A 12,375-nucleotide genomic window follows, 5' to 3' on the forward strand; every position below is an offset into this window, starting at 1 on the left:
AACAGATTATGACACTGCAAACCATTCGTGAAAAAGAACAGAAAATTCGGGAATTAAAACAAGCATTGGCCGATTTGGAAAGCAAATTGCAAGCGGATATCGAAGACAGCCAGCATGAAATCATTGATGAGGTGGAAACCTATTTCAATGCGGTCGAAACCAAATACAGCAGCCTGAAAACCTTTTGGGAAAGTTTTATGGCTGAAAAAAGAAAAAAAGGCTAAACGAGGTTTGTTATGCATAAAAGCAAGGTATTCACGGCATTCACTCTTGCCGCCGCCGTGTTGGCAAGCGTCGGTTGCGACAATGATAAAACCGGCAATGTTGAAATTGGCGCCGATACGTTGATTATTGACGGTTCCAGCACCGTCTACCCAATTACTAAAGAAGCCGCCGAACGTTTTCTGCGTAAAAACAAAAACGCCAGTATCTCGGTGAAATTCTCCGGCAGCGGCGCCGGTTTTCAACTGTTTTGCAGCGGCAAAAGCGATATTAACGATGCCTCCCGTCCGATTAACGACCAGGAAAAAGCGTTGTGCGCACAAAACGGCATTGCCTATACCGCACTTCCGCTTGCCGTGGACACCATTGCCGTGGTCACGCATCTGAAAAACGATTGGGCGAACGATTTGAGTGTCGCCGAACTGAAAACCATCTGGCAGAAAGCCGCCGAAGGCAAGATAACCAACTGGAACCAAGTGCGGTCAGGTTTTCCGGACAAACCGCTGGCTTTATATGGTCGCGGACAGGCCTCAGGCACCTACGACTATTTCACCGATAAAATCACCGATGAAGCCGGGGTCAGCCGCAGCGACTACAGCGCGTCGGAAAATGAAGAGGAGTTGGTGGGGAAAATCGCCAACGATCCGAACGCACTCGCGTTTTTCGGTATCGGCGCCTATCACCGCCATTGGCAGGAATTGAAACTATTGGCGATCGACAACGGTAACGGCGCGGTCGCCCCGTCGCTGCAAACCGCCGCCGACGGCAGCTATCAGCCTTTAACCCGTCGGTTGTATTTGTATGTCAACAATGCGTCGTTAAAGGATAAGCAAGATTTAAAACCGTTCTTGCAACATTACTACGGCAATCTGCGCACCTGGTTGCACTTCACCGGTTATATGCCGCTGCACAACAGCGATTACCAAACGATATTGGACCAGTTGCAATAACCGCACGTTAACCTTGCATGGAAACAACCACCGCCACCGAGAAACATCAAAGTGCGGTGGTTGTTTTCATCTATTCTGACGGAACGCCGCCGATAGCGCCATTGATCCCTCTAGCCAGTGAGGCGAATAAACCGGGCTAATTGAGGTTGGGCAATCCGAAAATAGTCTTCGGTATACAAAATAATCGAACGTTCTAGGGTTCCGGCGTTAAATGCCAATTCGGAATAACGTTCGGCGAGAGAAGGATCGGCGATTAATGCCAACTTCGGATGAAAGCTGAACGGCGGAATGGCGCCGAACACGCAGTCGGTCAAGCTCATCACTTCCGCCGGGCTGGATAACGCGGCTTTATGCGCACCGAACGCAGCGGCAATTTTTGCCAGATCCGCTTGCCGATCCGCCGGCAGGATTGCCAAGACCGTCTGTTTCACTCCGTTACCTTTTAAGGTACACACCAACGCTTTTGCGCCCTGTCCGAGTTCGGTGCCGCGAATCTTCGCCACTTCTTCCGATTTGCCGGCAGTAGGGTGTTCAACCACGCGGTAACGCGCTTGCTGTTGATTCAGCAGTTCGACGACTTGTTGGAAAGTTTGTTGTGACATTATTTTTTCAGCCAGAGTAAAGTGCGGTTAAACAAGATAAAAGGGGCAACTAACGCCCCTCGTCCAAACGGTTGATATGTTTCTTCGCCGCAATCCAAGCGCCGCACCAGCCGGTGAACGCCGCCAGCATGATGATAAACAGGGTTTCAATCAAATTGATTCCGTTCAATTCATATTTCACCGCAAAAATATCGGCGACATAGGCAATCGCCGTAGAAAAATAGGCGATGGTGATTGCACTTAACAACGCCGCCAAAATACCGCCGATAATGCCGTAGATTAAGCCGGTGTATAAAAACGGACGCAGCACAAAATGTTCGGTGGCGCCAAGCAGTTTGGTGACTTCGATATTGGCGCGGCTGCTGTACACATCGGAACGGATACTGTTGCCGATCACCAAGATCACTGCCAGCAACATCAACAGGGTGCAAACCACCGCAATCCGCCCCGCCAGCCAAGTGATGGCGCCCAATTTTTCCAGCCAGTCGCTGTCTAACCGCACTTCGTCCACCCCTTTCACTTTAGTCAGGTTCATACGCAGATCCGTCAGTTTATTCGCCTGTTGATATTCCTCTGTCGGCGTGACCATCACCACCGCCGGCAACGGGTTATCGTCCAATAATTCGAGCTCGGTACCAAAGCCTGACCAAGCGCGGAACTCCTCCAAACTCTGTTGGCGCGAAATATAACTGAGTGAGGCGACGCCGTTTTGCCGGCGCAATTTGTCCGCTACCAAATTGGCGTCGGTTTCGCTCAAGGTTTTATCCAAATACACGCTGATCTGCGATTCCGGGTAAAATTCGGTTGCCGCTTGCTTGGTATTTTTCCACAACAGATAGCTGATGGTCGGAATGGTGAGCGAAACCGCAATCACCAATACGGTCAGCAAAGTGCCGACCCGTTTCAACCACAAATCGGCGAACACCGACTTCAATACATATTGGATTTGCATCCAAAAAGGCGCTTGTAAACGACGTGAACTCATACTGTTGCCCTCTATTGAAATGCGCGCAAATGCCCTTGTTCCAGCACAAGGGTCGGTTTCGGGTGTTGTTGGATAATCGCATGATCGTGGGTGGCAATCAGCACGGTGACGCCGATACGGTTAAATTCTTCAAACAAACGGAAAATTTCCTGCGATAAGGCTTTATCCAGATTACCGGTCGGTTCATCCGCCAGCAGCAGTTGCGGACGATTCACCACCGCACGCGCAATATCCACCCGTTGCTGCTCGCCGCCGGACAGATGTAACGGCAAATGGTTGGCGCGGTGTAATAAACCGACTTTATCCAATGCCGCCGACGCACGGCGTTTGATTTCGTTCGGGTGCATACCGCTGATAATCAAGGGTAACGACACGTTTTCCAGCACCGAGCGGTCGGTCAGCAGGCGGTAATCTTGGTGTACCATGCCGATTTGACGACGCAAAAACGGAATCTGCTCGGCGCTGATACGGGTAATATCATGTCCGTTAAAAAACACGTTGCCGCCGTTGGCACGCTCAATGCCCATAATCAATTTCAACAGCGTGCTTTTACCGGCGCCGGAGTGCCCGGTCAGGTAACTCATGCTGCCGACCGGCAGATGGAAAGTCAGCCCTTGTAACGCCTGTTTGCCGCCCAAATAGGCTTTGCTTACATTTAAAAAACGGATCATGTTTTCTCTCTTTTATGCGTTATTCACTCTCATGACTAAACAGTGCGTCAATAAATTGCTGCGCCTCAAACGGGCGCAAGTCATCGATTTTTTCGCCCACGCCGATATAGCGGATCGGCACGTTAAATTGATCGGCAATCGCAAAAATCACGCCGCCTTTGGCGGTGCCGTCCAATTTAGTCAGGCTGATTCCGGTTAAGCCGACCGCTTCGTTAAACAGTTTGGCTTGGCTGATGGCATTTTGTCCGGTACCTGCATCCAACGTCAGCATAATTTCGTGCGGCGCTTGCGGATCGAGCTTCTGCATGACACGTACGATTTTTTTCAATTCGTCCATTAAGTGGTTTTTATTTTGTAACCGTCCGGCGGTATCCGCCAGCAACACATCAATATTTTTCGCTTTTGCCGATTCGATGGCATCAAAAATCACCGAGGCGGAATCGGAACCGCTGCTTTGTGCCACCACCGGAATATTGTTGCGCTCGCCCCAGACTTGCAACTGCTCCACCGCTGCGGCACGGAAGGTGTCGCCTGCCGCCAACATCACCGATTTGCCTTCCGATTGTAACTGACGCGCCAATTTGCCGATGGTGGTGGTTTTGCCGACCCCGTTCACCCCGACCATTAAAATCACAAATGGTTTTTTATCAGTGATGACTAACGGTTGCGCAACCGGTTGTAGAATCGCCGCCATTTCCTCTTTCAATTTTTGGTACAGCTGTTCAGCGTCACCCAACTCTTTTTTCGAGGCGTGCTGGGTCAAGTTATGGATAATTTTCGTGGTGGTCGGCATACCGATATCGGCAATCAACAATTGCTCTTCCAACTCTTCAAACAGTTCATCGTCGATTTTTTTACCGACAAACAGATTACGGAAACCCGCCCCCAAATTCTGTTTGGTTTTCACCAAGCCTTTCAACAAACGACTGAAAAAACCGCCTTCACTCGGTTTTTCCTGTTCTTTTGGCGGTGCTTCCCGCTCCGCCTGTTCCTGCGCCAACCGCACTTGTTCCGCTTGTGCCGCCGCTTCCCGTTGCGCCTGTTCCTGCGCCAACCGCACTTGTTCTGCTTGCGCTGCCGCTTCCCGCTCCGCCTGTTCCTGCGCTAACCGCACTTGTTCCGCTTGCGCTGCCGCTTCCTGTTGCGCCTGTTCTTGCGCTAACCGCACTTGTTCCGCTTGCGCTGCCGCTTCCTGTTGCGCCTGTTCCTGCGCCAACCGCACTTGTTCTGCTTGCGCTGCCGCTTCCCGTGCTGCCTGTTCCTGCGCCAACCGCTCTTGTTCCGCTTGCGCTGCCGCTTCCCGTGCTGCTTGTTCCTGCGCTTCCCGTGCTGCTTGTTCCTGCGCTAACCGCACTTGTTCCGCTTGCGCTGACCGCTCTTGCTCGGCTTGCTGCTGTTCTTGTTGCTCTTTTTTGCCCAAGCCCAACCAAGACCAAAAACCGCCCTTTTTCTTGTTATCCGTCATTGCTGTTCTCTCACTACTGCTGTGTCGATTCGGTTATGAATTCAAGTCTGTTCAAAGATAATTCAAATTGTGCGTTAGTTTATCACCGAACCGCTTTTTTTGTGAAATTTTCTCGACAAATCAGCCCATTCCGGCGACAAAAGAAAACGGAATAATCCGCGCCGTTATTCCGTTTTGCGACCGCACTTTTAGCGGCGGCTTATCCGCCCGCCGCCTGTTTGATCAGCTGCAAGGTCAATTCGCAGGATTTGACAAACGACGGCAGCGGTAGAAATTCGAATTTGGAATGGAAATTATGCGCGCCGGTAAAATAGTTCGGGGTGGTTATGCCTTTGACCGATAAGGCTGCGCCGTCGGTGCCGCCGCGCATTGGGGTGACTTTGGCGGCAATGCCGAGCTGCTGCATGGCGCTGAATAACAAATCGATCGAGCGCCGATCGTCGCTTAAGGTGTTGGCGATATTGCCGTAAATATCGTTGATCGTGCACGCGATCGTAATTTGCGGATATTGCCGTTTTGTCTTTTCCACCGCTTGCGTAATAAACGCCTTGCGTCGTTCAAACGCGCGTTGATCAAAATCCCGGATCGCGATTTGTAACTCGGCGCGGCTTTGATTGGCTTCAAATTGATTAAACCACCAATACCCCTCTTTCTGTTCGGTGCATTCCGGCGTTTGTTGGCGGTCAAATTGACTGATTAAATCATGGGCGACCAAAATCGGGTTGACCATCACCCCTTTGGCGGACATCGGGTGAGCGCTGATACCGTTAATCACAATCTTAGCCGCGGCGGCATTGAAGTTTTCATACACCACTTCGCCCAATTCACAGCAATCAATCGTGTAGGCGAAATCCGGTTTAAAGCGGCTTAAATCCAGTAATTTCGCACCGCGCAAGCCGATTTCCTCGTCAGGCACAAAGGCTATATAAATATCGCCGGTGGCGATATTCCGTTGCCGAATAAGCGAAAGTGCGGTCATAATGTTGGCGATCGCCGCTTTATTATCCGCGCCCAGCACGCTGGTGCCGTCGCTGAAAATAATCTCTTGCCCCAAATAGGCTTGAATTTCAGGGTGTTCCGCGACTTTCAGCCAAATGTTGTGCTGTTCGTTTAACAGAATGTCTGCGCCGTCGAAGACACGGATTTGCGGCGAGATCGCCGGCGAAAGCGCCACATCAACGGTGTCCATATGCGCCACAAAACCGATAGGCGTGGCATTCGGCACGCTGCCGGGCAAAAGTGCGGTCACGTTAGCGTGTTGATCGATTTCCACCTTGCTTAAACCGAGCTGTTTCAGCTCTTCGGCGAGTAATTGCGCCATTTGCCACTGCCCGTCCGAACTGGGCACGCCGGCAACGGCGGCATTGCTTTGGCTGCTGATCGCCAAATAACGGAAAAAACGTTCGACTAATTGCTGTTGCATACTTTCCTCCTATGCTTTCGGGTAGCTGTAGCCACTGTCAAAGCCGAGCGGAATGCCCAGCCACCAGTAGAGATACAGCACCAGTGTCAAGACGATAAATAAACCGATGGTATAAGGAATCATCATCGAACACAGCGTGCCGACCCCGGTATTTTTACAATAACGTTGGCAATATGAAATTAACAACGGATAAAAAGCAAACATCGGCGTTGACACGTTGACCACCGAATCACTGATACGGAAAGCCGCCTGCGTCAATTCAGGCGAGATATTGACCGACATTAACATCGGCACCAGAATCGAAGATAAAATCGCCCATTTCGAGGTGGCGGAGGTGATGATGATATTTAAAAGTGCGGTCAGGAGTAATACGCCGAAAATCGTAATTGCCGACGGCATTTGCAGCGACTTCAAAAATTCCGCCCCCGACAAGGCGATTAACGTGCCGATCCCCGAACGGTTGAAAGAGTAGAGAAACTGTGCGCAAAAAAAGGAAAAGACGATAAACGGCACCAGCGTATAGGTGATTTTTTCCATCGATTTGGTGACGGTGCGCGTGTCGCTGAAGGTTTTGGCGATCACGCCGTGAATCAGCGACGGCACGGCAAAAAACAGCAATAACAACGGCACGATCATCTGCATAATCGGGGCGCTCGGGCTGGTCAGCGAACCTTCAGGCGAACGCAGCAACGAATCCTGCGGTGCGGCGGCAAAGAACAGACCGGCCGCAAGCAACACAAAAACCGCACTTGCCCAGCGGAACGCTTTCAGATCCAACGGCGACGGCGGTTGAATTTCGGTGTGCCGATTGTCTAAATCGTTATCCAGCGGCATCGTTCTTTTCAAACGGGGATCGATAATGTTATCGGTGATGTACCAACAAACGCCGATCACAAAAAAGGTGCTGCCGAAACTTAAAAAATAGTTGGCTAAGATATTCACTTCATAGGTCGGATCGATAATCCGCGCCGCATTTTGGGTAAAGCTCTGCATAATCGGATCGATAATCGACGGGGTAAAACTGGCGGAAAAGCCACCGGCTAATCCGGCAAACGAGGCGGCAATACCGGACAACGGGTGTTTACCGACCGAATAAAACACCAATGCCGCGACCGGCATTAAAATCACATACGCCGAATCCGCTACGATATGGGCGAACACAGCCACCGTAATCACCGCCGGCGTCACGATTTTTTGCGGAATGATATTTAAGGCACGGCTTAAGCCGACATTGATAAAACCGCTCGCTTCGGCGATCCCGATCCCGATGGTCGCCACAATCGTAATCCCCAGCGGCGGGAAATTGACGAAATTTTTAGTGAGCGCCGTAAAGAAAGCCAGAATTTCCGTCGGTTGGAACAGATTGACGATAACCAGCGGTTGTTTGGTCACCGGATTGATATAATCGAAATCCAAGTAAGACAACCCCCAAGACAACAACCAGCAAATAACCAAAGCATAGATAAACAGCATGGTTATATCCGGCAGTTTGTTGCCGATATATTCGATTTTTTGCAGCCAATCCCGTTTTATTGCGCTGTCCGTCGTCTTGCTTGTTTGCGGCATAATAATTTCCCCTATTTTATTGGTTAAATCAGACAATACTATTTGTAGCAGGCGGATCGATTTAGTCAAGCGCAATTCTTCAAACCAACAAAAAAGGAGCCGCAATTGCAGCTCCTTTTCCAGATCACGTATTAATGTTGTTGATCCAATTGTCCGTGATCTTCGATAACCGGTTGGTTTTCGTCAAATTCCGGCAGCGGTTTATGTTGACTGGCGATAAAGGTATAAATCACCGGCAATACAAACAAGGTGAACAGTGTTCCGACCGCAAGACCGGAAATAATCACCACCCCGATACTGAAACGCGACACCGCGCCTGCACCGGAGGCATACAACAACGGAATCAAACCGGCGATCATCGCGGCGGTGGTCATCAGAATCGGACGCAAACGAATACGTGCCGCTTCGGAAATCGCCTCGATTCGGTTTTTGCCGTGCAATAACTGCTCTTCTTTCGCCACCTCACACATCAAAATCCCGTGTTTGGTGATCAAGCCGACCAGCGTAATCAATCCGACTTCGGAATAGATATTCAAGGTGGTTCCCACCGTGCCTAAGAAGCTGAGTAAATTCAGCGCCAACAACGCGCCACTGATTGCCAACGGCACAGACACCATGATCACCAACGGGTCACGCACCGATTCGAATTGAATCGCCAACACCAAGAAGATGATAATCACCGCCAAGCCGAAAGTGGTGCCGAGCGAGCTGCCTTCTTGTACCAATTGGCGCGATTCCCCGCGGAAATCATAGGTATAACCGTGCGGCAACATCTCTGCCGCCGTGGTTTGGAACCAGTTGACGGCATCGCCCAGCGAACCGGTCGGTACACCGCTGATAACGGCGGAATTCAGCTGGTTAAAACGCGGCAGGGTTAGCGGCTGGGTTTTTAATTCCAAACTGACCAAGCTGTTTAGCGGCACCGAACGTCCGTCATGTGCGGTTAAGAAATAGTTGTTCATCGACTCCGGATTGAGGCGTTTTTTACGTTCCACCCCGGAAATAATCCGGTAAGCCCGCCCTTCGATATCAACCCGGGTAATGGTCGCACCGGACAAGAAACTGCCGAGTGTGGTACTGATTTGGCTCATGGTAATGCCATAAGAATTGGCTTTATCCATATCAATACGCATGTTCATTTCGGCGGTATCAAAACTTAAATCCAGATTGCTGAAAATAAATTGCCCTGACTGTTGCGCCGCTTCCCACACCGATTGGGCGATCAACACCAAATCTTCATAGCTGTTCGGGGTGGTGATCACGAAAGAAACCGGCATGCCCTGCTCGCCGGTGTCGATTTCCGGGAATGGGAAACCGGTGACCGAAATTTCAGGGATGTTTTTGGCACGGTTATTCAAATCCGCCATAATTTCCGCCTGACTACGCGTGCGCTCGTTCCAATCGATCAAGGTGGCGATTGCCAAGGCGTTATTCGAACTCGGCACGCCGGAAATCACTTGCGAGAATTGAATTTCCGGGGTCTCTTTCAGCAGGGTTTCATACGCTGCCATCGAATCCTGTACATAATCCAGATTCTTATTGGCGGAAGTGGTGCCGATCGCCAATAATGCGCCTTTATCTTCGTTCGGCGTCAATTCACTGGATAATGAACCGAACAACACCGGTAACGTCGCAAAAATAATCGCCGCGAAACCCAGCACCCAGAAACGGTTTGCCATGGTCAGCGCAAGCAAAGTGCGGTAGCTTTCGGTCAGCTTATGCAGGAAGCCTTCAACGCATTGCTCCAATTTACTCGGGTCGGCATGGGCTTTCAACAAATGCGCGCACATCATCGGTGATAAGGTCAACGCGATCACTCCGGAGATCAACACGGCTCCGGCAAGGGTCAAGGCGAATTCTTTAAACAGGGTTCCGGTGATCCCGTCCATTAACGCCATCGGCGAGTACACCGCACACAAAGCGATTGTCATCGAAATAACCGGCACGGCAATTTCACGCGTTCCGATAATCGCCGCTCGGAAAGGGGTTTCTCCCAGTTTGATATGTCGGTCAACATTTTCCAACACCACGATGGCGTCATCTACCACCAAGCCGATGGCAAGAATCATTGCCAGCAAGGTCATCAGGTTGATCGAGAAATCAAATGCCTGCAACAGCATGATGACCCCGATCAGTGAAATCGGAATGGTCACCACCGGCACGATCATCGCGCGGAAAGAACCGAGGAACATGGTGATCACCACCAGTACGATCAACGTTGCTTCCAGAATGGTTTTCACCACTTCATCAATCGAGCTGTTAATCGCAATCGTGCGGTCATACAGCACTTTCGATTGGATACTCGGCGGCAGGTTTTTTTCAATGGTTTCTAATAATGGATAAATATTTTCTATTACTGTCAATGGGTTGGCGCTAGAGGCGGGTTCGATAGACAACACCACCGCATTTTCGCCATTGGCAACCGCGCGCGCGCTATCACGCTCTTTATCCAGTTCTACCGTGGCAATATCCCCCAAATGCACTAACTTATCGCCGTCGGCGCGGATCACCAGATTTTTTAACTGTTGGATATCCGTCGTCGTGGTATTCACTTTATTTTTCACGACGGTATACCAACCGTTGGTGTTACCTGCCGCCGTTTGCACGTTATTACTGGAAAGCGCGCTCATTACCGTCGGCGCAGATAAACCGAGAACCGCCATTTTTTCCGGATCGAGCCAAATCCGCATGGCATATTGCGTGCCGCCGAAGACATCCACTTTTGCCACGCCGGGCACGGTAAAAAACTGCGGTTTCACCACTCGTTGGATATAGTCGGTGACCTGACTTGAATCTAACTGTTCCGAAGTGAAACTGACATACATCATGCCCGAGCCGCCGGTGGACGAGGTAATCGTCGGATCATCAATATCACTCGGCAAAGCGGAACGCACCGAGTTCACTTTCGCCAACACATCCGCCAACGCGCCGTTCGGATCGGTATTCAGCTTCATCTTCACCGTAATATTGGAAGAGCTTTGGCTGCTGGAGGACGACATATAATCAATATTATCCGCCTGCGCAATCGCCTCTTCCAATTGCGAGGTCACGAATGCCTGAATCAGGCTGGCGTCGGCACCGGCATAGGTGGTGCTGACATTGATCACCGTGGTGGTCATTTTGGGATATTCGCGTACCGTCAGCTTGGAAACCGCCTGTAACCCCAGAATCACAATCAGAATGCTGATTGCGGCAGCCAAGACCGGACGGCGAATAAAAATATCTGTAAAACGCATTGTGTTTTCCTATGTAGTTTCCTATCTTGCCGCTTAAAGTTTCGGTGTTTCTGCCGGTTGGGTCGTGCCGATTCCCGCTTTATCGGAAACCACCACCAAACTGCCGTTACTCAAACGTTGTTGACCGCCGGTCACGATAATATCGCCGAACTGTAACGGCCCTTTTTCCAGATGGGAATAAATGCCGCTGCGATCCAAGGTTTTGACCGTGACCAAATACGCCCGGTACATTTTGTCCAAATTTTTATTGCCGGCATATTTTTCTTTATCTTCATCGGAAAGTGCGGTTAAACGATACACACTTTCGCCGTACATATTGTAAGCTATCGCCACTTGCGGCAACACCAACTGATCATACTCGGTCGTCAAGGCGACGCGCACCCGGGCAAACATTCCGGATAACAGTTTGTCACGGCTGTCTTCCACCGTCGCTTGCAAGTCAATCAAGCCGCTGGTAGAGGTAATCGCCGGTTCGATTGCCGAAATCTTGGCGGCAAAAGTCTCTCCGGCAAAGGCATCCACTACTGCGGTCACTTTTTGCCCGATAAACAGGTTTTCCAGATTGTTTTGTCCGATAGAAAAATCAATTTTGGCGGTGCTGATGTCTTCCACCCGCACCATCGCCTGACCATTGGTAACGTATTCGCCGACATTCACTTGCACAATCCCGGCAATACCATCAAACGGGGCGTAAATCTGACGGCGGGCAATCGTCGCTTTCGCCGATTCAATGTTGGCAACCAAGGCTTTATAGCTCGATTCGGCATTGTCCAAATCGCTTTGCGAAACACTCTTGCTGCGGAACAAGGTGACATAGCGTTGGTAATTTGCCTGCACCGAAGTCAATTGCGCCTGATAAGCCGCTAAATTGGCTTTTTCTACATCGGAATCCAGTTCAATCAACAAATCGCCTTTTTTCACCTGTTGCCCGGCTTCGACAAAAATCGTTTTCACCGTTCCCGCCGCTTGTGAACTCAGCATTGCCCCTTGATTCGGACGGATAATCCCGGTGGCTTCAATTGCCGGAGTCCATTGTTGGGTTTGCAGAGTGGTGACCGTGACCGGATTGATCGGTTCCGGCATATTGGCAAAATACGCCGCCATCCCGCGCGATTTCATCATTTGTAAGCCGATAACGGCAGCAAAAGCCAGAATAACAAGCAAAAGTACCAATTTCATCACGAAAGCACGTGATTTCTTCGGTTTGTTATTTTGAACGTCTGACATAAAAAACTCCGTAAGTGATTAAGAAGAG

11 protein-coding genes are annotated in these 12,375 nt (G+C 50.4%); 3 read left to right on the forward strand and 8 right to left on the reverse strand.

Annotated elements, in window-relative coordinates; genetic code table 11:
- The first annotated feature begins 8 nt into the window (after positions 1-8).
- From ACQ31U_RS03995 to ACQ31U_RS04005, 3 genes are read left to right on the forward strand one after another with little or no spacing between them, the layout of a single operon-like run.
- A complete protein-coding gene (locus ACQ31U_RS03995) occupies positions 9-224 on the forward strand; it encodes a hypothetical protein (RefSeq protein ID WP_431053796.1) in 216 nt (71 codons plus the stop codon).
- 12 nt (positions 225-236) lie between these two features.
- Positions 237-1,172: a PstS family phosphate ABC transporter substrate-binding protein gene (locus ACQ31U_RS04000; protein ID WP_431053797.1), complete on the forward strand. Its 936-nt coding sequence runs from the start codon at positions 237-239 to the stop codon at positions 1,170-1,172.
- 17 nt (positions 1,173-1,189) lie between these two features.
- On the forward strand, positions 1,190-1,312 hold the full coding sequence (locus ACQ31U_RS04005; protein ID WP_431053798.1) for a hypothetical protein: 123 nt from the start codon (positions 1,190-1,192) through the stop codon (positions 1,310-1,312).
- On the opposite strand, the gene ACQ31U_RS04010 is transcribed toward ACQ31U_RS04005, so the two are convergent.
- The 8 genes from ACQ31U_RS04010 to ACQ31U_RS04045 all read right to left on the reverse strand — a co-directional run bounded on the left by ACQ31U_RS04010 (position 1,283) and on the right by ACQ31U_RS04045 (position 12,347).
- Positions 1,283-1,774, reverse strand: a complete 492-nt coding sequence (locus ACQ31U_RS04010) for a YbaK/prolyl-tRNA synthetase associated domain-containing protein (protein WP_431053799.1) — start codon at positions 1,772-1,774, stop codon at positions 1,283-1,285. The genes ACQ31U_RS04005 and ACQ31U_RS04010 overlap by 30 nt on opposite strands.
- A gap of 49 nt (positions 1,775-1,823) precedes the next feature.
- Complete coding sequence (gene ftsX / locus ACQ31U_RS04015; protein ID WP_431053800.1) at positions 1,824-2,759, reverse strand: permease-like cell division protein FtsX; 936 nt, start codon at positions 2,757-2,759, stop codon at positions 1,824-1,826.
- Between the two features lie 11 nt (positions 2,760-2,770).
- Positions 2,771-3,430, reverse strand: a complete 660-nt coding sequence (gene ftsE / locus ACQ31U_RS04020) for a cell division ATP-binding protein FtsE (RefSeq protein ID WP_431053801.1) — start codon at positions 3,428-3,430, stop codon at positions 2,771-2,773.
- Between the two features lie 19 nt (positions 3,431-3,449).
- The gene (ftsY, locus tag ACQ31U_RS04025; protein ID WP_431053802.1) at positions 3,450-4,895 is read right to left on the reverse strand and encodes a signal recognition particle-docking protein FtsY; all 1,446 of its coding nucleotides are present in this window, start codon (positions 4,893-4,895) and stop codon (positions 3,450-3,452) included.
- Positions 4,896-5,094: 199 nt separating this feature from the next.
- Positions 5,095-6,318 (reverse strand): peptidase T, encoded by a 1,224-nt coding sequence (gene pepT / locus ACQ31U_RS04030; protein ID WP_431053803.1) that lies wholly within the window; start codon positions 6,316-6,318, stop codon positions 5,095-5,097.
- Positions 6,319-6,327: 9 nt separating this feature from the next.
- Positions 6,328-7,884 carry an AbgT family transporter gene (locus ACQ31U_RS04035; RefSeq protein WP_431053804.1) on the reverse strand — a complete coding sequence of 519 codons (1,557 nt, stop codon included), beginning with the start codon at positions 7,882-7,884 and terminating at the stop codon, positions 6,328-6,330.
- Between the two features lie 131 nt (positions 7,885-8,015).
- Positions 8,016-11,120, reverse strand: coding sequence for an efflux RND transporter permease subunit (locus ACQ31U_RS04040; protein ID WP_431053805.1), 3,105 nt, complete (start codon positions 11,118-11,120; stop codon positions 8,016-8,018).
- A 33-nt stretch (positions 11,121-11,153) separates the two neighbouring features.
- Positions 11,154-12,347 (reverse strand): efflux RND transporter periplasmic adaptor subunit, encoded by a 1,194-nt coding sequence (locus ACQ31U_RS04045; RefSeq protein ID WP_431053806.1) that lies wholly within the window; start codon positions 12,345-12,347, stop codon positions 11,154-11,156.
- Positions 12,348-12,375: the final 28 nt, after the last annotated feature.

It is taken from the genome of Testudinibacter sp. TW-1, assembly GCF_050613185.1.
Taxonomy (GTDB): domain Bacteria; phylum Pseudomonadota; class Gammaproteobacteria; order Enterobacterales; family Pasteurellaceae; genus Chelonobacter.